This is a genomic window from Pseudomonas sp. S60 (assembly GCF_016647865.1).
GTDB lineage: Bacteria > Pseudomonadota > Gammaproteobacteria > Pseudomonadales > Pseudomonadaceae > Aquipseudomonas > Aquipseudomonas parafulva.
In genome coordinates, this window is record NZ_JACVVH010000044.1 from 21,191 (window position 1) to 42,476 (window position 21,286).

The following is a 21,286-nucleotide window of genomic DNA, read 5'->3' on the forward strand; positions in this document are numbered from 1 at the left end:
GCGCCATCATTGTAGGAGAAGGCTTGTCCCGCGAAGCCGGGCATGCAGGAAGATTTGCCGGAAGCGCTGGGGAGCGGCGGCGGGCCGCCCCTATAGCTTGTGGGGCACTCTGGCTTTTTCTTTTAGCGAGTGGTGAGGCACAAAAAGCATAAAAGGGTTGATCGGATGAAACAAAAGAAATTTGACATTGATGCATTTTTGGACGCTATGCAACTATCGGAAGACTTAAGAAAGGCTAGACCCCAGGATGCCTCTAAGATAGCGTTAGCATTGAGCCTAAAGCTGTGTCATCCGGGCTTTGCTTCGGAGCCTCTTGAAACTGCTGAGGAAATGCTTTATTCGCTTGATGATAGCGTTGATCAGAGGGTATGCGAACTAATTGGGGAAAAAGCAAGTAAGCATGAAGTTTCTGAAAGATTTGATTCCGATATTTATTTTAGAAATTTTATGAACTGCGTTGCGATCTCAAGAAGAAGTCTGGCTCAATTGATAGAGTATATTAAGAGCAATGAGCCTGATTCGTCAGCTTTTGACCTTGCTGGTCAAATTGTGGAGGTGGTAGAGGACTTTAACAATGTCGTGGTAGCCAACGATGTGCTGCCCCTAATTGAGCGCGGAATTTATTCGTCTGATATTGCGCTGGCACTAGAAGTTTGGTCAAAAAATCGAGATCTAATGAAGGGAGATGAGCGCTTTTGGCAGAAAGAATTTGAGGAGCGAAAAGGCGTGCTAGAACGCCTTCTTGGAGGGCATGCAGTACTGTTGCAAAGCGAATTTCATGTTGGGGGTACAAATACATCTGGTGCTGGAGATCTTAGGTCTGACTTTGCTTTTCTAAATAAAATTAACAATATTAGTTTGGTTGAGATCAAGGCGCCAGCTACCAAGCTGCTGGGCTCTAAGTATCGTGGAACCTACCCGCTCTCCAAGGACGTATCCGGTGCCATTTCTCAGGTTCTTATACAGCGCAGTGAGCTAATTAAATATTACTTCCAGAAGAGGTGTGACTCACCCGTGCCTTTTGAGGTTTTTTCACCTCGTTGCTTCTTGATTGTTGGGGATTTGAGTAGTCTTGGGTCTGACTCAGAAAAGTTAAAAGCATTTGAGGTTCAGCGCCAGGCAGTTGCGTCGCACGTGAGTGTTGTGACTTTTGATGAGCTTTACCAGCAATTTGCAACATTTCATCAGTTGTAATTGTAAGATGGTTTTTGTTATCAGTGAGATTGTGCTGGCGGGCGGAATAAGGGACCGATTTGCGTGTATTCAGTCGAGCGATGCGCACGATGACATAATGAGGGGCTGCATCAGTTTCGAGGTCGCCTCGACTGCCCATCCTGGCTCCTCTACCCGCTTGTGTCTTGAGGTTGAATTAGAATTTGGAGTGAGAGCGGTGAATGGCAAGCTGAATGCCGCAGGTGCCATGAGCACGAGTGGGAGCACAAGCTGCCATTCACCGTTCCACTTTGGCGAGAGCCCGAACAGTTGGATGCGGCTCTGATCTCGAATCACAAGCGTGGGCCAAGCCAAAGGTGGCTATGAGCGTGATGTCATGCGTTTTTTGCAAGACGCGGGCTACAAGGTCATCCGCGTAAATCCCTTACGAGCCCGGAACTTCGCTGACTCGATGGGCGTCAAGGCCAAGACCGACGCTATCGACGCCGAAGTATTGGCCCATTACGCCGAGGTCATTCCAGACCAGCCTGCCTTGAAAATCAGCCCTGATAGAGCGCTTCTGCGAGAGCTGCTGCAACAGCGTGATCGGCTGGTCCAGCAGCGAGACGATGACCGGCGGCGCCTGAAACAAGCCCAGTCACTGGTCGTGGCCGATTTCCTTAAAGCCAATCTCCAGTACTTCCGGTCGCAGATTAAGTTGGTTGAGCAAGCGATCAGGCAGCAGGCCGAAAAGCTTAATGATGAGCGAGTCGCTCAGCTGACCCAAGTGAAGGGTATTGGGGTGGTGACAGCAAGCAAGCTGGTAGCGCTTCTGCCGGAACTGGGTCGCGTTGAGTCCAAGGAAATAGCCTCCCTGGTCGGTGTGGCGCCCTTTAACTACGACAGCGGAAAGTCCGTGGGCAAGCGCTCTATCTCAGGAGGCCGGTTTGAAGTCAGGCCGGCGCTGTACATGGCTCTGCTTGTGGCTGTGAGATACAACCCGGCCCTTAAGGACCGTTATGAGGCGCTGCGTGGTCGAGGCAAAGTGGCCAAAGTTGCTCTGGCGTGTATGAGAACTTTCATCGTACGTCTGAATGCGATGCTCAAGACGGGTACACCCTGGCGAGATTTGATCTTGCCTCAGCCAGCAGATGCGACGCAGATCGGAAAAGCAGCGTGATCGGCGTCAGCACGGGCGGGCCCGCGAAGCAGGCTATGCAGAGGATGGCACGAGCTTCGCCCGTATTCGCGGGCAAGCCCGCTCCCACAGTGATTGCGCTAACTTGTAGGTTGTTGTGGAAGACAGTTGCTCCCACAAAGTCCGCTGTGAGGCGCAACATCCGTTATGGTCGAAAACGGACAATCCACGTGCGCACAGCTACTCACCACTGTGCGACGTGACACGGCTGCTCATCCAAGCCCGTTCCGTAAAACTACCGTCCTTTGGCTGCCTCCCATTTGGTCAGTGTTGCCGAATAACAGAGATAGGCTGGGAACGCCTGCCTGCCGGGCGATCTGGATATACTCACGCGTAATTTGAACCGGGCAACGAGTTGCGTCGGCCACAACTACCCCATGCTTTGCAAAGCAGCCCTTTGGCAATCCGACAATAATTCGAAGTGCTGTGCGTGCCCGTGCGAGCAGCATCGGGCGCTCTAAGCGCCTAGGCGGATCATGTATATCATGGGCCAATCGACCGTTGACCACAGGAAGGAACGGGGAAGAGAAACCGCAGGCCCCGTTAGCGCGATCTACTGCTGCGTCGATCAGGCAAGACCACAACGCCTGACTATTTCTGACCACCACCAGCCAGAAACAAAAAAAGACGCCTAAGCGTCTTTTTTCTTCAACCCACAAACCCAAAAGCCTGCAGATCTATATGTGGAGCGGGAAACGAGACTCGAACTCGCGACCCCGACCTTGGCAAGGTCGTGCTCTACCAACTGAGCTATTCCCGCGTCGTGATGGGTGCCATTTTAGCGATATCCAAAACGGCGTCAACCCCTTGATTCAAAAAAACTTTTATTTCTGCTCGGAGCCTTCACGCAAGTGCGGCCAGGCGGCCAGCAGGTAATGCACCATCGACCACAGGGTGAGCCCCGCCGCCACCAGCAACAACCCGTAACCCAGAATTACCCAGAAGGTAACGGCCGGTGGGTTACCCAGCAGAATCACCAACGCCAGCATTTGTGCGGCAGTTTTCCACTTGCCCAGGTTGGACACGGCCACGTGTGCCCGGGCGCCCAGTTCGGCCATCCATTCACGCAGCGCCGACACCACGATTTCGCGGCCAATGATAACGGCCGCTGGCAGGGTGAGCCAGAAGTTGGCGTGGGTTTGCACCAGCAGCACCAGGGCCACGGCCACCATCAGCTTGTCTGCCACCGGGTCCAGGAAGGCACCGAACGGGGTGCTCTGCTGCAACCGACGCGCCAGGTAGCCATCCAGCCAGTCGGTGGCGGCGGCTACGGCGAACACGCTGCTGGCCGCCATGTAACTCCAGTGGTACGGCATGTAGAACAGCAGGATGAAAATCGGGATGAGCAGAACGCGTAGAACGGTGAGCAGGTTTGGAATATTCATCGGTACGACTGGCCGCGGGTTGAACCCGGCATTCTACTCGCTATGCAGGCTGGCATAAATCGACTCGGCAAGCTTTTTACTGATACCCGGTGCCTTGGCAATCTCGTCGACACTGGCGCGGTTGAGCTCTTGCAGGCCGCCGAAATGTTTCAGCAGGTCACGCCGGCGCTTCGGGCCGACACCGGCCACATCTTCCAGGCTGGAAACCCGCCGTGCCTTGCCGCGCCGGGCGCGGTGGCCGGTAATGGCAAAGCGGTGGGCTTCGTCACGGATCTGCTGAATGAGGTGCAACGCGGGGGAATCACCTTTGAGGGTGAATTCGTGGTGCACGTCGTTCAAGTACAGGGTTTCGAAGCCGGCCTTGCGGGTAACGCCCTTGGCAACGCCCAGCAGGGTCAGCTCGCTGAAGCCCAGCTCCTGCATCACGTCGCGGGCCATGTTCAGCTGGCCTTTGCCGCCGTCCACCAGCAGCACGTCTGGCAGCTTGCCCTCGCCGTCGCGGATGCGGCCATAGCGGCGGGTCAGCGCCTGGTGCATAGCGGCGTAGTCGTCGCCTGCGGTGACGCCTTCGATGTTGAAGCGGCGGTAGTCGGACTTCACCGGGCCTTCAGGGCCGAACACCACGCAACTGGCCACGGTGGCTTCGCCGCTGGAGTGGCTGATGTCGTAGCACTCCAGGCGCTGGGGCACTTCGTCCAGGCCCAGCACTTCGGCCAAGGCGTCGAAACGGGCTGCCATGTGCTGGCGGTTGGCCAGGCGAGCGTTCAGCGCCTGTTCGGCATTGGTCACCGCCAGCTGCTGCCAGCGGGCGCGGGTACCGCGCACCCGGTGGCTGATGGTGAGCTCGCGGCCGCGCAGGGCCTGCAGCGCCTCGGTGATGGTGACGAAGTCTTCGTGCACCACGTTGACGATCAGCTCGCCCGGCAGCTCGCGCTCGGGGTTGCCCACGTAGTACTGGGACAGGAACGCCGCCATCACCTCGGCCACGTCCTCCTCGATGCCCACCTGGGGGAAGAAGTTCTTGCTGCCCAGCACCCGCCCGCCGCGCACGCTGATCATGTGCACGCAGGCGCCGCCCGGGTTGACGAAGGCGGCGATGACGTCGACGTCGCCCGTGCCGCCCTCGATGTACTGCTGGTCCTGTACGCGGCGCAGCAGGCCGATCTGGTCGCGCAGCTCGGCGGCCTTTTCGAAGTTGAGGGCCATGGCGGCCTTTTCCATTTCGGCGTTCAGCTCGTTGCCCAATTGCTGGCTGCGCCCTTCCAGGAACATCACCGAGTGGCGCACGTCTTCGGCGTATTCCTCGGGGGTGACCAGGTTGGTGCAGGGGCCCTTGCAGCGTTTTATCTGGTACTGCAGGCAGGGCCGGGTGCGGTTGGCGTAGTAGCTGTCTTCGCACTGGCGCACCGAAAATGCCTTTTGCAGCAGACTGAGGCTCTCGCGGATGGCGCCGGCACTGGGGTACGGACCGAAGTAGCGGCCCTTGGCCTTTTTGGCGCCACGGTGGATGCCCAGGCGTGGGAATTCGCCATCGGACAGGAACACGTAGGGGTAGGACTTATCGTCGCGCAGCAGAATGTTGTACGGCGGCCGCCATTGCTTGATCAGGTTCTGCTCCAGCAGCAACGCCTCGGTTTCGTTGGCGGTGATGGTGGTTTCGACCTGGGCGATACGGCCTACCAGCGCAGACGTTTTGGGCGCCAGGCCGGTTTTGCGAAAATAGCTGGCCAGGCGCTTTTTAAGGTTCTTGGCCTTGCCAACGTACAGCAGCCGGGCGTCGGCATCGAACATCCGGTAAACGCCCGGGCGACCGCTGCAGGTCGACAGGAATGCGCTGGCATCAAAAACTTGGGACATGAGGTTTACAGGCTTGCGTCGACCATACCGTGGCGAACGGCCAGCAAGGTCAGTTCGACGTCGCTGGTGACCGAGAGTTTTTCAAAGATCCGATACCGGTAAGTATTGACGGTCTTGGGCGAGAGGCACAACTTGTCGGAGATGATCTGCACTTTCTGGCAGCCGACAATCATCAACGCGATCTGGATTTCGCGCTCAGACAGCGTATCGAACGGCGAGCCCTGGGGCTGGAACGATTTCAACGCCAACTGCTGGGCAATCTGGGGGCTGATGTAGCGCTGGCCGGCGAAGGCCAGGCGAATGGCCTGGACCATTTCGTCAAGGCCGGCGCCCTTGGTCAGGTACCCTGCTGCGCCGGCTTGCAGCAGGCGTGTGGGGAACGGGTCTTCTTCGCAGACGGTAACGGCAATTACCTTGATGTCCGGGTGGCTGCGCAGCAATTTGCGGGTAGCTTCGAGGCCGCCGATGCCGGGCATTTTCACGTCCATCAGCACCACGTCGGGCTTCAGCTCGCGGGCAAGCTTGAGCGCCGATTCGCCTGAATCACCCTCACCCACCACCTGCAGGCCGTCGATATCGGCCAGCATGCGCGTAATACCGGTTCGTACCAGATCGTGGTCATCGACCACCAAAACCCTAATCAAGCACACACCTCTTCAGCAGGGCGATTGGATCCCGCCACCTTAACAAAAAATTTCACAGCGGGCCTAGCGCATTGCTTCCGTCAGAAACGGCTGACGGGTGGTGCCTGATCGCCTGGTGCCCTGCTGCACTTGCCTGTCGTCGGCCAAACGCCCCAACAGATGCCAGATCGCCGCCTGGTCGTCGCTCGGCAACTGGCGGAAGGCACTCAGCAGGCCAGTTTCGCCCGTGCTAAGGCCCTCCAGTGGGGCCGGTGTACGCTGGCCACTGAGCACATAAAGCGCATCCACCCCGCTGGCTGCCACTGCTGCCAGGTAGTCCGCACGCGGCGTGCGTTCGCCGCTTTCGTACTTGCCCTGGGCGTTGGGCTCAACCCCGCCGATGTCACCGAATACCCGCTGGGTCATGCCCAGCCTCTCACGTTCTTCCCGCAGGCGCGGGCCGATTCCATTCATCCGGGCATCTCCTTATCCCTTGGCATGTGCATGGGGGCCAACCCCCACATGGGTCCATGGGGCCACTATGCCGATGCAACCCATCTACCACAAGCCACCCTGGCGTTATTGGTCGATCACGCGCTGCATGCGCACGAAGCATTCGTCCTCGCCCATTTCAACGAAACCGTGGCGCTGGTACAGGCCCCTGGCAGGGTTGCGGCGGAACACCATCAGCCGCAGAAAGCCCAATTGCCGCTGGCGGCTCCACTGGGCCAAGGTTTCCAGCACCCAGGCACCCACGCCGCGGCCCCGGTGCGCTGGCAACAGGTGCAGCTCGCGGATGAACAGCGCCTGGCGGTCCTGGCTCAGGCTGCAAAAACCCAACACCGTATCGCCCTGGGTGACCAGCCACTGCTCGCGCCAGCCCCAGGCCTGGTCGAACGCCTGCTCTACCCACAGCAGGTCGTACTCCCGGTAATAGGGCAGCATGGCTTGCCGGGTGAGGTTACGGGCGAAATCCAAGTCGTGATCACTGGCGGGGGTCAATTGCAGCGCCATTCACTTGCCCTTTATGAAAACCTGCAGGGTGAAAGGCCCGGTAGCCGAACCGTTCGTGCGGGCATCATTGTGCAGGCATCCTCAGATTCAACCTAGCACCACCTGCCACCTCTGGCCTGGGTATTTCATTGACCGAGGTCACGGTGACATCAGCGTATGTTTTTATGCTGGGGGCCATTCGGCACCTTCGCCCAATGCCAACTGGAGCCCCCATGGCAACCCCGTCACTGGCCATGCACCCGCAACTGGCCCAGCGTGATTCGCGCCCGCAACTGCAACATCGGCCTGGGCGCGCGGCTGTACTGCTGTTTTTCGGCATACTGCTTGCCTGCATTGCCTACACCGCCTGGAGCCTGAAGCAGGATGTAACCGCCAGCGGCACCGTGGTCACTACCTTCACCCCTTTTGTGCTGCTTGGGCTGGCGTTGCTGATCGCCCTGGGGTTCGAATTCGTCAATGGCTTCCATGACACCGCCAACGCGGTGGCCACGGTGATCTACACCCATGCCCTGCCGGCACCCGTTGCGGTGGTGTGGTCAGGGTTGTGCAACTTCCTCGGGGTGCTGCTATCAAGCGGCGCGGTCGCATTCGGCATCGTCGCCCTGCTGCCGGTAGAGCTTATTCTGCAGGTTGGCTCCACCACCGGTTTCGCCATGGTTTTCGCGCTGCTGCTGGCGGCCATTATCTGGAACCTGGGCACCTGGTGGCTTGGGCTGCCGGCCTCCTCGTCCCATACGTTGATCGGCTCGATCATCGGTGTGGGGGTGGCCAATGCCCTGATGCACGGGCGGGCAGGCACCAGTGGCGTGGACTGGGCGCAAGCCAGCAAGGTGGGCTATGCCCTGCTGTTCTCGCCGCTGATTGGCTTTGCCTGTGCCGCACTGCTGCTGGTGGCGCTGCGGGCGCTGGTGAAGCGCAAGGCCCTGTACCAGGCGCCTGAGGGCAACACGCCACCGCCCTGGTGGATTCGCGGCGTGCTCATCCTTACCTGCACCGGTGTGTCATTCGCCCATGGCTCCAACGATGGGCAAAAAGGCATGGGCCTGATCATGCTGATACTGGTGGGTACCTTGCCCATGGCCTATGCCCTCAACAAGACCATGCCGGATGACCAGGCACAAGGCTTTGCTGCCATAGCGCAGGGTACCCGGCAGGCGCTTGGCAGTGCCGCGCCCATCCAGGGCGACCCGCGCCAGGTGCTCACGGCGTTTCTGGTTCAGCCGCAGGCCAGCCCGCAACTGCTGCCGGCGCTGGCCGCGCTCAGCGGCATGATTGGCGAGCAGGTCGCAGGCTACGGCTCGCTGAAGCGGGTACCCGCCGAGGCCATGGCCAACATACGCAATGACATGTACCTGGCCAGCGAAAGCATCCGCCTGATCGACAAGAACCGGCTGGTAGCGCTGGATGCCACCACTGCCCAGCAGCTGAAACAGTTCAAGGCGGCACTGGACGACGTTACCCGCTACATTCCGCTGTGGGTCAAGGTGGCGGTGGCCATCGCCCTGGGGCTGGGCACCCTGGTGGGCTGGCGACGCATTGTGGTTACCGTGGGCGAGAAGATCGGCAAGCAGCACCTCAGCTACGCCCAGGGCGCCTCGGCAGAGGTAGTGGCCATGTGCACCATCGGCGCGGCAGACATGTTCGGCCTGCCGGTATCCACCACCCACGTGCTGAGTTCGGGCGTGGCCGGCACCATGGTGGCCAGCGGCTCAGGGCTGCAGAAACGCACACTGCTGAACCTGCTGATGGCCTGGGTATTGACCCTGCCCGCCGCCATGCTGCTTGCCGGCTGCCTGTACTGGGTGTTGAGCCAGGTGTTCTGAACGCCTTCAGCTGTGCCCGTGGGCCTTGAGCCTGAGCTTGTCGGTGTCTACCCGTACGAAAACAGAATCGGCGGTGACGGTTAGCATATCGCCGGCCCACACTTCGCAGACCACCCGGCTCTTGCGCCCCACCTCCCCCTCTACCCGGGCCTTGAGCAACAACTCGACGCCCATGGGCGTAGGCTTCAGGTAGTTCAGGCCGAGGCTGCCGGTCACGCAGTCGATGCGGGGCAGGCTGCCAGGCTCGCGCCCTTCGCAGCGGTAGTGGTAGGCCATGGCCGTCCAGTTGGAGTGGCAGTCCACCAGCATTGCCAGCAGGCCGCCGTAAACCAGGCCGGGCCAACCGGTAAATGTGCTGTCGGGGGTGTGGCGGCAGACCAGGTGAATACCGTCTGTATCCCAGTGGCTTTGCACGTGCAGGCCGCTGGGGTGGGCGCAACCGCAGCCGTAGCAGATACCTTCTGGTGCAGCCAGGGCCTGCAGGCAAGTGAGGGTGTGGTTCATACGCTTCCTGTGCTTGTTGGAATGGGGGCGCGCAGCGCCCCCATTAAAGCAGAAGCCTCAAGCCGTTTGGGCAAGCTGCGCGCCGCGCCGCTGGGTCAGCGACACCAGCAGAATGAACGCCGTCACCGCTGCCGTCATCAGCGTCTCGTAGCGGTAGGCGTCGCTGAACAGCATGTACCCCAGCACCATGACGATGGTGCCGATCACCAGCCAGGTCAGCCAGGGGAACAGCCACATCTTCAGCTCCAGCGGCCGGCCTTCCCGTTCGGCGCGGGCCCGCATGCGCAACTGCGACACGGCGATTACCAGGTACACCAGCAAAGCGATGGCACCGGTGGTGGACAGCAGGAAGCCGAACACCTTGCCCGGGAACACATAGTTGACCAGGCACCCGGCGAAGCCGGCCAGGGTAGAGAACACCACCGCCACGGTCGGCACGCCGGAGCCGGCGATGCGCCGGGTAACGCTGAGCGCCTGGCCACGGGCACCCAGCGAATAGAGCATGCGCGAGGCGGTATACAGGCCGGAGTTCATGCAACTGGTCACGGCCACCAACACCACTACATCCACCAGCAGCTTGGCACCGGGCACATTCAACACCTCCAGTGCCCGCTGGAACGAACCCACCGCCTTCAGGCCGGGGTCGTTCCAGGCCACCAGCGACACCACCAGGAAGATCGATGCCAGGTAGAAGATGGCGATGCGGTACACCACCAGGTTGGTGGCACGGCGGATCTTATCCTTAGGGTTGGCCGTTTCGTCTGCCGCAATGGTGACGATTTCGGCACCGAAGAACGAGAAGATGGTAATCAGCACACCGCCCAGCACGGTGCCGAAACCGTTGGGCATGAAGCCGCCCTGGTCCCACAGGCGGCTGACCCCGGACACCTGCGCCAGCGGCCAGAAGCCGGTGACGGCCAGGGTGCACACCACGATGAAGGCGATGATCGCCACTACCTTCACCAGCGCGAACCAGTACTCGAAGGCCCCGAAGTTCTTGACGCTGACCAGGTTGGTGCCCGATAGCACCAGCATGATCACGAAGGCGAACAACCAGGACGGCACCTGCGGGAAGTAGGCATGCAAGATATCGGCGCCGGCGATGGCCTCCACCGGAATGATCAGCACCCAGAACCACCAGTACAGCCAACCGATGGTAAAGCCGGCCCACGGCCCGATGGCTTCGCTGGCGTAGGTGGAGAACGAGCCACTGGTGGGGTTGGCAATGGCCATTTCCCCAAGCATGCGCATCACCAGCAGCACCAGCAGGCCGGTCATGGCGTAGGAGATGAGAATCGCGGGGCCTGCCGTGGCAATCGCGTTGGACGAGCCGATGAACAGGCCGGCGCCGATGATGCCGGCGATCGAGATCATCGACACTTGGCGGGACGTAAGGCCATGTTGCAGTGAACGCTGTTTCTTATTGTTTGGGGAAGCCATGAGAACCCTCTACTGGATCGGCCATGCTTTTGATGGATCCGGGCCAGTATTCAACCTGCGACGGGGGGCAACAAACGACCTTTTAGAAGTATGTGATTCCACCAGGGAATGATATGGGTACCCATGCCCTCATCACCGGCTAACAGAACCTCACTGCATCGAAGAAGCCTGGCGCTCAGTTTGCCCTTCAGCTTAATTTTGCAGGAATACACGGAATGACCCCAATCGAATAATTCGTTTGCGCGGCTGCTGGCCAAAAGGCTTGGATAAGCACCTGACCGACCACAGGTGCCCGTACCCATGCTCCAGGAAAGTATCAGCCAGTCCATCGCCATCGTTCACCCCATCACCCTTTCCCATGGCCGTAACGCCGAAGTGTGGGGCACCGACGGCAAGCGCTACATCGACTTCGTTGGCGGCATCGGCGTGCTCAACCTGGGCCACTGCAACCCAGCGGTGGTGCAGGCCATCCAGGCACAGGCCGCCCAGCTGACCCACTACGCATTCAACGCCGCCCCGCACGGCCCCTACCTGGCGTTGATGGAGCGCTTGAGCCAGTTCGTGCCGGTCAGCTACCCCGTGGCAGGCATGCTGACCAACAGTGGTGCCGAAGCGGCGGAAAACGCCTTGAAGGTAGCCCGCGCGGCCACCGGCAAGCGCGCGGTCATTGCGTTCGACGGCGGGTTCCACGGCCGCACCCTGGCCACCCTGAACCTCAATGGCAAGGTGGCGCCCTACAAGCAGCGGGTCGGTGAATTACCGGGCCCGGTGTACCACCTGCCCTACCCCAGCGCCGACACCGGCGTTAGCTGTGACCAGGCGCTGGCGGCCATGGAGCGCTTGTTCAGTGTGGAGCTGGCCGTAGAAGACGTGGCCGCATTCATTTTCGAACCGGTACAGGGGGAAGGCGGGTTCCTGGCCATGGACCCTGGGTTTGCCCAGGCGCTGCGCCGCTTCTGTGATAGCCACGGCATTCTGCTGATCGTTGACGAGATCCAGTCCGGGTTTGGCCGCACCGGCCAGCGCTTCGGCTTTACCCGGCTGGGCATCGAGCCCGACCTCGTGCTGCTGGCCAAGAGCATTGCAGGCGGCATGCCGCTGGGGGCGCTGGTTGGCCGCCAGGCGCTGCTGGCCGCGCTGCCCAAGGGGGGCCTGGGCGGCACCTACTCGGGCAACCCGATCGCCTGTGCGGCAGCGCTGGCCAGCCTGGCGCAAATGACCGACACCAACATCGCGACCTGGGGTGAGCAGCAGGCCCAGGCCATTGCGCAGCGGTACGAGCAATGGAAGGCAAGCGGGTTGTGCCCGGCGCTTGGCCGCCTGACCGGCGTGGGGGCCATGCGTGGCATCGAGCTGGTGGACGCCGAGGGCAAGCCCGCGCCCGCCCAACTGGCCAAGGTGCTGGAAACGGCGCGGGCCAAGGGGCTGCTGCTGATGCCCAGCGGCAAGGCCCGGCACATCATCCGCCTGCTGGCACCGCTGACCATCGAGGCCGAGGTGCTCGAAGAAGGCCTGGATATCCTCGAGCAGTGCCTGGCGGCGTTGAACTGAGGCTTAGAGGCCCAGCTCTTCAGGGGTGAGCATGTCGGACTCGAACGCGATCCAGCCACCTTCGAGTTCGGCGTGGCCGTTCACGATCGGGCCGTAGTAGGTCAGGCCGTTCTCCAGGGTGACGCAGATGTGCGTGGCTGGTTTCTCCGGGGCAGCGAGGGTGCCTACGAAATGCACCTTCTTCAAGGTTTCGGTCACTGCCTCCAGGCCCACGCGCATGGCCGCATTTTCTGACGCTTCGGCGTCGCCGCCACGGTCTTCGGCGCTGATGGTGACGGTGGCGGTGTACGGGTACTTGCTGCTCAAACGGGTTACCTCAGGGGGTGGGTAGGGTTGTAGGGGCGTAGAGTACGGCAGGTGGTTGGGGTTGTCTCTAATGACCTGATCACGGAGCCAGCTACCTTGCAGCCAGCCCTGCAAAAGATGATCTGCCTGCCCCGATCTGTTAGGGTGCCCGCCGATGCACGCCACACCACACGAGGATACCGAGTGAGCGCCGAAGAACCCCTGATCGCCGACCTGTTCGATGTGGACAAACGCCTGTCCCTCAAGCCCGTGGTGGATTTCAACAGCTACCTGCGCAATGCTTTCGGCGAAGGGCCGTGCCGCTGCCACCGTTGCACCGAAGGCCAGGACCAGGCCAGCTACAGCCTTGCGCACAACTTTACCTTCGACAACCGCCAATGGCACCGGCGCTTCGCCAGCACCTGCGCCAGCGACGTGGCCCAGGTACTGAAAAAGGCCTGGCTGTCGTACACCAAGGCTGACCTGGGCCTGTTCGGCCCGCTGGACCTGACCACCGTCAAAACCTTCACCGAGGCCAGCCTGCACCCACGCCTGCTGGCCCTGTTGCCGGCCAGTGGCCTGGCCCGCGAAGTGGACGGCCAGTGGCAGTTGCAGGCCCCGGCCGACTGACAGCCAGGTGGTACGGCAGGATCCTCCGCGTCTGCTAACGTGGGGGGATCCGCCTCTGCGCAGGTAGTCTGTCATGGCCCGCACAACCCCCATCGAGCTGTACCGCAACATTGGCATCGTTGCCCACGTGGATGCCGGCAAAACCACCACCACCGAGCGAATCCTGTTCTACACCGGGGTCAACCACAAGATGGGCGAGGTGCATGACGGCGCCGCGACCATGGACTGGATGGCCCAAGAACAAGAGCGCGGCATCACCATCACTTCAGCCGCTACCACGGCTTTCTGGCAGGGCTCGGCCAAGCAGTTCGCCCACAAGTACCGCTTCAATATCATCGACACCCCCGGCCACGTCGACTTCACCATCGAGGTGGAGCGTTCGCTGCGCGTGCTCGACGGCGCGGTGGTGGTGTTCAGCGGCGCCGACGGGGTAGAGCCGCAGTCCGAAACGGTGTGGCGGCAGGCCAACAAGTACCATGTGCCGCGCCTGGCCTACATCAACAAGATGGACCGCCAGGGCGCCGACTTTCTGCGGGTGGTCAAGCAGATCGACCAGCGCCTGGGCCATCACCCGGTGCCCATTCAGCTGGCCATTGGCAGCGAAGAACACTTTATGGGCCAGATCGACCTGGTGAAGATGAAAGCCATCTACTGGAACGACGCCGACCAGGGCACCAGCTACCGCGAAGAGCAGATCCCCGCTGAGCTGCAGGCGCTGGCTGATGAGTGGCGTGCGCAGCTGGTGGAGGCTGCTGCCGAAGCCGACGACGCACTCACCCTGAAGTTTCTTGAAGGCGAGCCGCTGACGACCGACGAAATCAAGGCCGGCCTGCGCAAGCGCACCCTGAACAACGAAATCGTGCCCACCGTGCTGGGCTCATCGTTCAAGAACAAGGGGGTGCCGCTGATGCTCGACGCGGTGATCGACTACCTCCCTGCCCCCTCCGAGATCCCGGCTATCCGTGGCACCCACCCGGACGACGACACCCAACACCTGGAGCGCCACGCCGACGACAACGAGCCGTTCTCGGCCCTGGCGTTCAAGATTGCCACCGATCCCTTCGTCGGCACGCTGACCTTTGCCCGGGTCTATTCCGGCGTGCTCAGCTCTGGCAATGCCGTGCTCAACTCGGTCAAGGGCAAAAAGGAGCGCATTGGCCGCATGGTGCAGATGCACGCCAACCAGCGTGCAGAAATCAAGGACGTGTGCGCCGGTGACATTGCCGCGCTGATCGGCATGAAGGACGTGACCACCGGCGATACCCTGTGCGACCTGGACAAGCCCATCGTGCTGGAACGCATGGATTTCCCCGACCCGGTGATTTCCGTGGCGGTGGAACCCAAGACCAAGGCCGACCAGGAAAAAATGGGCATCGCCCTGGGCAAGCTGGCCCAGGAGGACCCGTCGTTTCGCGTACGCACCGATGAGGAAACCGGCCAGACCATCATCTCCGGCATGGGCGAGCTGCACCTGGACATCATCGTCGACCGCATGCGCCGCGAGTTCAACGTGGAGGCCAACATCGGCAAGCCGCAGGTGGCGTACCGCGAAAAAATTCGCAACACCTGCGAGATTGAAGGCCGCTTCGTTCGCCAGTCGGGTGGCCGTGGCCAGTATGGCCATTGCTGGATTCGCTTTGCGCCGGGTGACGAAGGCACCGAGGGGCTAACGTTCATCAACGAGATTGTGGGCGGCGTGGTGCCAAGGGAATACATCCCGGCCATTCAGAAGGGCATCGAAGAACAGATGAAGAACGGCGTGCTGGCCGGCTACCCGCTCATCAACCTGAAGGCTGCGGTGTATGACGGCTCCTATCACGACGTGGACTCCAACGAGATGGCCTACAAGATCGCCGCCTCCATGGCCACCAAGCAACTGGCACAACACGGCGGCGCGGTATTGCTGGAGCCGGTGATGAAGGTAGAGGTGGTCACCCCAGAGGAGTACCAGGGGGACATCCTGGGTGACCTCAGCAGGCGCCGGGGCATTATCCAGGATGGCGATGAAACGCCGGCCGGCAAGGTCATCCGCGCGGAAGTGCCGCTGGGCGAGATGTTCGGCTACGCCACGTCGATGCGCTCGATGAGCCAGGGCCGGGCGAGCTTCTCCATGGAGTTCACCCGCTATGCCGAGGCACCGGCCAGCATCGCCGACACCTTCGTCAAGAAGAACCGCGGCGGGTAGGTGCGGTTTTAGCTGTAAACAGCCGGCCCTGAACCGTTAATGCTGCTCCCCTGCCCGCTTCAACAGCTTCTTGCACCGCTCAGACAGGTGCACCACCCGCAAATGCTTGCCGGCCTTTGCATAGCGTTCACGCAGGGTTTTCAGGGCGGCGATGGCCGAGTAATCGACAAAGCTCAGGTGCTGGCAGTCCAGCGTGACCTGGGCAGGGTCGTTGGGCGTGTCGAACTGGTTGAGAAACGACGTGGTGGAGGCAAAGAACAGCGTGCCATGCACCTGGTAACGCTTGCCACCCTCCCCGTCATCATGGCTATCGGCATACAACTCCCGGGCATGCTGCCAGGCAAAGTTCAGCGCCGCGACAATGATGCCGAACAGCACAGCCATGGCCAGGTCGGTCAGCACCGTGACGATGGTCACCGCAATGATTGCCAGCACGTCGCTGGCCGGCACTTTGTGCAACACCCGCAGCGATGCCCAGGCAAACGTCTGCTGGGCCACCACGAACATCACGCCCACCAGCGCGGCCAGCGGAATACGCTCGATCAATGGCGACAGGAACAACACGAACAGCAGAATCATCACCCCGGCGACCACCCCCGACAAACGGCCACGGCCACCGGAACTGAGGTTGATCACGGTTTGCCCGATCATCGCGCAGCCGCCCATGCCGCCGCACAGGCCAGACACCATGTTCGCCGCACCCAACGCCACGCACTCGCGGTCGGGGTAGCCGCGGCTCTCGGTGATTTCATCGGTAAGGTTCAGGGTAAGCAGGGTTTCCAGCAGGCCGACCATGGCCATCAGCACCGCATAAGGGGCAATGATGCGCAGGGTTTCCAGGTTCCAGGGCACATCGGGCAGCGCCAGCGGCGGCAGGCCACCGGCAATGTGCGCCATGTCACCCAGGGTGCGGGTGGGCAGATCGAGCAGGTATACCAACAGGCCCACGCCGAGAATCGCCACCAGCGCCGGGGGCACCGTGCGGGTCAGTTTGGGCAGCCCATAGACCACCAGCATGGTCAGGCCCACCAGCCCGGCCATCAGGTACAACGGCGTGCCCGTCAACCATTGCTCGCCTTGCTTGAAGTGCTCCAGCTGGGCCATGGCGATAACGATGGCCAGGCCGTTGACGAAGCCCAGCATCACCGGGTAAGGCACCAGGCGCACCAGTTTGCCCAGGCGCAACAAACCGAACAGCATCATCACCACACCCCCCAGCAATACCGTTGCCAGCAGGTATTGGGCGCCGTGCTGCACTACCAGCGCCACGATCACCACGGCCATTGAGCCGGCAGCACCAGAAATCATCCCCGGCCGGCCACCGAACAGCGCAGTCAGGGTGCAGATGATGAACGCGCCGTACAGGCCCATCAGCGGGTTGAGGTGGGCCACCAGGGCAAAGGCGATGCACTCAGGCACCAGCGCAAACGAAGTCGTCAGGCCGGCCAGCAGGTCGGCACGTAGGTTGGCAGGTTTCATGAGCATCCTGTGTTGCGGCCCGCGAAGGGCAGTGAAAAAGCAGGGGCGCGATGTTACGGAATTTGTCTGACAGCGGCCACCGTTCATCATCAGCCGCCAGCCCGGGGTGACACCTACGCCAAACTGCCTTTCACCAACCACTCGGCCATGGAGGCATCTTCCAGCGCGTACTCGCCACGGTTGGCCTTCCATACCAGTTCCTTTTCGCGCAACGCGTCCAGGGCTTTTTGTACGTTCGGCGTGCTGGCATTGGGTTCCGCCTGCTGGCGCTCAAGGGTGCGGTTGACGTCGGCCAGGGTCTGCTCGCTGAACGGCGTGAAAGGCTGGCCGCCCAGCGCCCGACCAGCCATCACCGCCAATACCGCCTGCTGCAGCGGCGACAGGTCGTTCCAGGCACTTTCGTAGTCGCTCCACACGCCGGCTTGGTGGTTCAGCGCACCCGTGCGCAACAGCGCCCCCAGGTTCCCCGCCGCGCCGAGCCCCACACTTACCTCAGCCAGCAGCTTGCCGAGCATTTCTGGCCGCCGCCCTACCCGCTCAAAGGCATCCTCCAGGTCATCGACCTTGAACTGGTTGCTGTCTGCCAGCCGGCTGTTCCACACCTGGGTGATGAACTCGACAAAATCACGCCCCAGCAAGGGGAACGGGGTAATGCTGGCGCCGTAGAACGGCTGTTTGCTCTTGAGTACCAGGTTGGCCAGTTTGTCGCGGCTGGAACCTGTGAATACCAGGCGCAAGCCGTCTGGCCGGTCACCCCGGTTAAGCTGGTCGCGTGCAGCCTTCAGGGCAAACATGGCATTCAGCCCGCCTGCGCTGTTGAGTGCATGCTGGGCTTCGTCGATGATCAGGATGACCATTTGGCCAGCTACCTGGTGCAGCACGGCCAGTGCCTGTGCCAGGGTCGTGCCGGCAGGCAGTTGCGGCCGGGTAAAGTCCCAGCTCAAGGTACGCAGCAGGTTGATCTTGTCGATGCCGGCCTTCTTCGCCGTTTTGGCCAGCGTACCCTCGAAGACGGCCAGTGCCGTGCCGATGGCCCCGCTGATGAGTTCGGCCGGGTCCGTATCGCGGTCCGACCACAAGTCGACGTACACCGGCAACCAGCCGCGCTGCACGCACGCCGGCACAAGGTCGTTGTTGAGGAAGGTGCTCTTGCCGGTGCGCCTGGGCGCGGCCAGGAACATACCCGAGCTGTAATCCACCAGCGATTCACCGGCAAGGTCGCGCACCAGGGTCTCTGCCAGCGCGGTACGGCGGAAGATGGGGCGGGACGGGCTCATAGGTTTATCCTTGATTATCTAGCCAACTATATTTTATAGCTTAACGGATAAATATAGATAATGGAGCCTAGATCACCCAGGCTCAGCCACAGTGCTTTAGATTTGCCAACATGCCTATTCCACCATGCGGGGAACAACGCCATGCCGCTACGCCCTCTTGCCTTCGGCCTGCTGCTCATTGCCAGTTTTACTGCCCACGCCGCCACCGAAGTACTGCCACTGCAACACCGCAGCAGCGCCGAACTGCTACCTACCGCCAAGGCGTTCATCGGCGGGGATGGAACGGTGACCGCCTTCGAGAACAAGCTGGTAGTGAACGCCAGTACGCAGCGCATCGATGATTTGCGCACCTTGTTGCAGCAGCTGGACACCGCCCCAAAACGCCTGCTCATCAGCGTCGACAACGACGACAGCAACTACCAGGATAACCGCGGCAACGGCCAGGTCATCCGCCACAGCACGCAGAACCGCGAAGGGGGCGTGCAACAAATCCAGGCCAGCGAAGGGCAACCGGCACTGATTCAACTGGGCCAGAGCATACCTATTACCCAAGTGGGCACCGATGACTACGGGCGGCTGCGCAGTGATACCCAGTACCGCAATGTAACCCAAGGCTTTTATGTAACACCCAGCCTGAGCGGCGACACCGTCAGGCTGCAAATAAGCACCAACAATGACCGAATGAGCAGCGAACGTGCTGATGTAGTGAAAGTACAGAGCACCGACACGACCATCACCGGCAAGCTCGGCGAGTGGTTGCCCCTGGCAGGGTCCAACTCGCAAAGCATCGCAGGGCGTAGCGATTCAAGCCGCACTTACGGCACGCAGCGGGGGGACAACATGACCCTGCGGGTAAAAGTGGAGCTTTTGGAGTGATCCAGGCCATTCAAGAGCTCGACCAACGGCCTTGAAACTGACTGACGAGTCGTATTAGACCAAAGATGTAGTAGACCAAAAAAAGCACTACAAAACGTTTGACAGGCTCTTTTTACCAAGGGCATGATGGCCTCGCTCCCGCTAATCAGGGGCCCTGAACGGGGCCTTCGAGGTGGACTCCGCTCACCCCAGGGGTAACCTCGCGTCCACACGGCCCACAAGGCGGTTCGACAGGATTGCGACTGCAACGAAGAAGTTGTCCCGAGGGACGGAAGCGCATCACCGCAGTACTGGCAACCGCAGCGCTGGGCAGCAAGGCAACCACGAGCCGACCTGCCGAAGCACATGCTTGTCTGGCCTGCCCTTCCCCTTCGCGCCTTCACCTTCGTCGTCGCATTCCTGCGTATAGGACAACCGCCCGGCCCCTGACCGGCCCCGAGCATCAGCACAATTACCCCAAGATCGATGCGACGAGGTTTATTTCCATGGCACTGACACGCGAACAGCAAATTGCAGCCCTCGAAAAAGACTGGGCCGAGAACCCGCGCTGGAAAGGCGTGACCCGTACCTACACCGCCGCCGATGTCGTTCGCCTGCGTGGCTCCCTGCAGCCGGAGCACACCCTGGCGCGCCAGGGTGCCGAAAAACTGTGGAAGCTGGTCACCCAAGGTGCCCACCCGTCCTTCCGCCCAGAAAAAGACTTCGTCAACTGCATGGGCGCCCTCACCGGCGGCCAGGCCGTGCAGCAGGTAAAAGCCGGCATCCAGGCCATCTACCTGTCGGGCTGGCAGGTTGCTGCCGACAACAACTCGGCCGAGTCGATGTACCCCGACCAGTCGCTGTACCCGGTTGACTCGGTCCCCACCGTGGTCAAGCGCATCAACAACTCGTTCCGCCGCGCCGACCAGATCCAGTGGAAGGCCGGCAAGAACCCGGGTGACGATGGCTACATCGACTACTTCGCGCCGATCGTGGCCGACGCCGAAGCCGGCTTTGGCGGCGTACTGAACGCCTACGAGCTGATGAAGAACATGATCGAGGCAGGCGCTGCCGGTGTGCACTTCGAAGACCAGCTGGCCTCGGTGAAAAAATGCGGCCACATGGGTGGCAAGGTACTGGTGCCTACCCAGGAAGCTGTTCAGAAGCTGGTGGCTGCGCGCCTGGCTGCCGACGTGGCGGGTGTGCCCACCATCATCCTGGCCCGCACCGACGCCAACGCTGCCGACCTGCTGACCAGCGACTGCGACCCGTACGACCAGCCATTCGTCATTGGCGAGCGTACCCGTGAAGGCTTCTACAAAGTGCGCGCCGGCCTTGACCAGGCCATCGCCCGCGGCCTGGCCTACGCGCCGTATGCCGACCTGATCTGGTGCGAAACCGCCAAGCCAGACCTGGACGAAGCCCGCCGCTTCGCCGAAGCGATCAAGAAGGAGTACCCGGACCAGATCCTGTCGTACAACTGCTCGCCTTCCTTCAACTGGAAGAAAAACCTGGACGACGCGACCATCGCCAAGTTCCAGCGCGAGCTGTCGGCCATGGGCTACAAGCACCAGTTCATCACCCTGGCGGGTATCCACAACATGTGGCACGGCATGTTCAACCTGGCGCATGACTACGCCCGTAACGACATGACCGCCTACGTGAAGCTGCAGGAGCAGGAGTTCGCTGACGCCAGCAAGGGCTACACCTTCGTGGCGCACCAGCAGGAAGTGGGCACCGGCTACTTCGATGACATGACCACCGTGATCCAGGGTGGGGCGTCGTCGGTGACGGCACTGACCGGCTCTACCGAGGAAGAGCAGTTCCACTGATAGTGGGTTGCGGTTGAATGAAGGCCCGGGGCTTGCGAAAGCCTCGGGCCTTTTTTGCATGGCGTCGAATAGCCGTTGTTTGCGCAGATGTGGCCGGTTTGAGTTGTGCGGCGGCGCGCAGATCGCGCGCCGCCCGCGCGGCGCATCGCGAGCTGCGCTCGCTCCTACGTTTGTTTCGGGCCAATTATTCCTGGGG

17 protein-coding genes, 1 tRNA gene and 1 pseudogene are annotated in these 21,286 nt (G+C 61.3%); 8 read left to right on the forward strand and 11 right to left on the reverse strand.

All coding sequences use genetic code 11. The annotated features are described in order from the left end of the window. Positions 1-165 precede the first annotated feature (165 nt). Together IAE33_RS19540 and IAE33_RS19545 are read left to right on the forward strand one after the other, a co-directional pair. Positions 166-1,194, forward strand: coding sequence for a Shedu immune nuclease family protein (locus IAE33_RS19540; RefSeq protein ID WP_201164713.1), 1,029 nt, complete (start codon positions 166-168; stop codon positions 1,192-1,194). A 325-nt stretch (positions 1,195-1,519) separates the two neighbouring features. Beyond that, positions 1,520-2,332, forward strand: a pseudogene (locus tag IAE33_RS19545) (IS110 family transposase); the annotation flags it as partial. Positions 2,333-3,034: 702 nt separating this feature from the next. Here the strand turns inward: IAE33_RS19545 and IAE33_RS19550 are convergent. The 6 genes from IAE33_RS19550 to IAE33_RS19575 all read right to left on the reverse strand — a co-directional run bounded on the left by IAE33_RS19550 (position 3,035) and on the right by IAE33_RS19575 (position 7,229). Next, positions 3,035-3,110: transfer RNA gene (locus tag IAE33_RS19550), tRNA-Gly, on the reverse strand. Between the two features lie 64 nt (positions 3,111-3,174). Beyond that, entirely contained in the window at positions 3,175-3,735 is a 561-nt protein-coding gene (gene pgsA / locus IAE33_RS19555; protein WP_028632295.1) for a CDP-diacylglycerol--glycerol-3-phosphate 3-phosphatidyltransferase, read from the reverse strand. A gap of 33 nt (positions 3,736-3,768) precedes the next feature. Beyond that, positions 3,769-5,592: an excinuclease ABC subunit UvrC gene (gene uvrC / locus IAE33_RS19560; protein WP_201164714.1), complete on the reverse strand. Its 1,824-nt coding sequence runs from the start codon at positions 5,590-5,592 to the stop codon at positions 3,769-3,771. Positions 5,593-5,597: 5 nt separating this feature from the next. Continuing rightward, positions 5,598-6,236 carry a response regulator transcription factor GacA gene (gacA, locus tag IAE33_RS19565; protein ID WP_028632293.1) on the reverse strand — a complete coding sequence of 213 codons (639 nt, stop codon included), beginning with the start codon at positions 6,234-6,236 and terminating at the stop codon, positions 5,598-5,600. 63 nt (positions 6,237-6,299) lie between these two features. After that, the gene (locus IAE33_RS19570) at positions 6,300-6,689 is read right to left on the reverse strand and encodes a helix-turn-helix domain-containing protein (RefSeq protein ID WP_201164715.1); all 390 of its coding nucleotides are present in this window, start codon (positions 6,687-6,689) and stop codon (positions 6,300-6,302) included. A gap of 105 nt (positions 6,690-6,794) precedes the next feature. Further along, positions 6,795-7,229 (reverse strand): GNAT family N-acetyltransferase, encoded by a 435-nt coding sequence (locus IAE33_RS19575; protein WP_201164716.1) that lies wholly within the window; start codon positions 7,227-7,229, stop codon positions 6,795-6,797. A 212-nt stretch (positions 7,230-7,441) separates the two neighbouring features. On the opposite strand from IAE33_RS19575, the gene IAE33_RS19580 reads away from it, so the two are divergent. After that, positions 7,442-9,052: an inorganic phosphate transporter gene (locus IAE33_RS19580; RefSeq protein ID WP_201164717.1), complete on the forward strand. Its 1,611-nt coding sequence runs from the start codon at positions 7,442-7,444 to the stop codon at positions 9,050-9,052. Between the two features lie 6 nt (positions 9,053-9,058). Here IAE33_RS19580 and IAE33_RS19585 read toward each other — a convergent pair whose 3' ends face one another. Both IAE33_RS19585 and IAE33_RS19590 read right to left on the reverse strand, forming a co-directional pair. Next, positions 9,059-9,556, reverse strand: coding sequence for a PaaI family thioesterase (locus IAE33_RS19585; protein ID WP_201164718.1), 498 nt, complete (start codon positions 9,554-9,556; stop codon positions 9,059-9,061). A gap of 57 nt (positions 9,557-9,613) precedes the next feature. After that, entirely contained in the window at positions 9,614-10,996 is a 1,383-nt protein-coding gene (locus tag IAE33_RS19590) for an amino acid permease (protein ID WP_060481459.1), read from the reverse strand. A 300-nt stretch (positions 10,997-11,296) separates the two neighbouring features. Between IAE33_RS19590 and IAE33_RS19595 the strand changes: the two genes are divergently transcribed. Further along, positions 11,297-12,547 (forward strand): 2-aminoadipate transaminase, encoded by a 1,251-nt coding sequence (locus IAE33_RS19595; RefSeq protein ID WP_201164719.1) that lies wholly within the window; start codon positions 11,297-11,299, stop codon positions 12,545-12,547. A 3-nt stretch (positions 12,548-12,550) separates the two neighbouring features. Here the strand turns inward: IAE33_RS19595 and IAE33_RS19600 are convergent, their stop codons facing one another. Further along, on the reverse strand, positions 12,551-12,853 hold the full coding sequence (locus IAE33_RS19600) for a hypothetical protein (protein WP_201164720.1): 303 nt from the start codon (positions 12,851-12,853) through the stop codon (positions 12,551-12,553). A gap of 183 nt (positions 12,854-13,036) precedes the next feature. Between IAE33_RS19600 and IAE33_RS19605 the strand changes: the two genes are divergently transcribed. Beyond that, positions 13,037-13,462, forward strand: a complete 426-nt coding sequence (locus IAE33_RS19605) for a hypothetical protein (protein ID WP_060481461.1) — start codon at positions 13,037-13,039, stop codon at positions 13,460-13,462. A 73-nt stretch (positions 13,463-13,535) separates the two neighbouring features. Next, a complete protein-coding gene (gene fusA, locus IAE33_RS19610; protein ID WP_201164721.1) occupies positions 13,536-15,647 on the forward strand; it encodes an elongation factor G in 2,112 nt (703 codons plus the stop codon). Between the two features lie 36 nt (positions 15,648-15,683). Here the strand turns inward: fusA and IAE33_RS19615 are convergent, their stop codons facing one another. Beyond that, positions 15,684-17,126 (reverse strand): SulP family inorganic anion transporter, encoded by a 1,443-nt coding sequence (locus IAE33_RS19615; RefSeq protein WP_201164722.1) that lies wholly within the window; start codon positions 17,124-17,126, stop codon positions 15,684-15,686. 113 nt (positions 17,127-17,239) lie between these two features. Further along, a complete protein-coding gene (locus IAE33_RS19620) occupies positions 17,240-18,403 on the reverse strand; it encodes a hypothetical protein (protein WP_201164723.1) in 1,164 nt (387 codons plus the stop codon). A gap of 141 nt (positions 18,404-18,544) precedes the next feature. On the opposite strand from IAE33_RS19620, the gene IAE33_RS19625 reads away from it, so the two are divergent. Beyond that, positions 18,545-19,279 (forward strand): secretin N-terminal domain-containing protein, encoded by a 735-nt coding sequence (locus tag IAE33_RS19625; RefSeq protein WP_201164724.1) that lies wholly within the window; start codon positions 18,545-18,547, stop codon positions 19,277-19,279. Between the two features lie 485 nt (positions 19,280-19,764). Next, positions 19,765-21,090, forward strand: a complete 1,326-nt coding sequence (gene aceA, locus IAE33_RS19630; protein WP_028632280.1) for an isocitrate lyase — start codon at positions 19,765-19,767, stop codon at positions 21,088-21,090. Positions 21,091-21,286 lie beyond the last annotated feature (196 nt).

What these genes read in the sequence shown, in the direction of transcription:
- fusA (WP_201164721.1), top strand. Translation starts at nt 13,536, where the DNA reads ATGGCCCGCACAACCCCCATCGAGCTGTACCGCAACATTGGCATCGTT.
- aceA (WP_028632280.1), top strand. Translation starts at nt 19,765, where the DNA reads ATGGCACTGACACGCGAACAGCAAATTGCAGCCCTCGAAAAAGACTGG.
- IAE33_RS19590 (WP_060481459.1), bottom strand. Translation starts at nt 10,996, where the DNA reads ATGGCTTCCCCAAACAATAAGAAACAGCGTTCACTGCAACATGGCCTT.
- IAE33_RS19575 (WP_201164716.1), bottom strand. Translation starts at nt 7,229, where the DNA reads ATGGCGCTGCAATTGACCCCCGCCAGTGATCACGACTTGGATTTCGCC.
- IAE33_RS19595 (WP_201164719.1), top strand. Translation starts at nt 11,297, where the DNA reads ATGCTCCAGGAAAGTATCAGCCAGTCCATCGCCATCGTTCACCCCATC.
- IAE33_RS19585 (WP_201164718.1), bottom strand. Translation starts at nt 9,556, where the DNA reads ATGAACCACACCCTCACTTGCCTGCAGGCCCTGGCTGCACCAGAAGGT.
- IAE33_RS19540 (WP_201164713.1), top strand. Translation starts at nt 166, where the DNA reads ATGAAACAAAAGAAATTTGACATTGATGCATTTTTGGACGCTATGCAA.
- pgsA (WP_028632295.1), bottom strand. Translation starts at nt 3,735, where the DNA reads ATGAATATTCCAAACCTGCTCACCGTTCTACGCGTTCTGCTCATCCCG.
- IAE33_RS19615 (WP_201164722.1), bottom strand. Translation starts at nt 17,126, where the DNA reads ATGAAACCTGCCAACCTACGTGCCGACCTGCTGGCCGGCCTGACGACT.
- IAE33_RS19580 (WP_201164717.1), top strand. Translation starts at nt 7,442, where the DNA reads ATGGCAACCCCGTCACTGGCCATGCACCCGCAACTGGCCCAGCGTGAT.
- IAE33_RS19625 (WP_201164724.1), top strand. Translation starts at nt 18,545, where the DNA reads ATGCCGCTACGCCCTCTTGCCTTCGGCCTGCTGCTCATTGCCAGTTTT.
- IAE33_RS19570 (WP_201164715.1), bottom strand. Translation starts at nt 6,689, where the DNA reads ATGAATGGAATCGGCCCGCGCCTGCGGGAAGAACGTGAGAGGCTGGGC.
- IAE33_RS19620 (WP_201164723.1), bottom strand. Translation starts at nt 18,403, where the DNA reads ATGAGCCCGTCCCGCCCCATCTTCCGCCGTACCGCGCTGGCAGAGACC.
- uvrC (WP_201164714.1), bottom strand. Translation starts at nt 5,592, where the DNA reads ATGTCCCAAGTTTTTGATGCCAGCGCATTCCTGTCGACCTGCAGCGGT.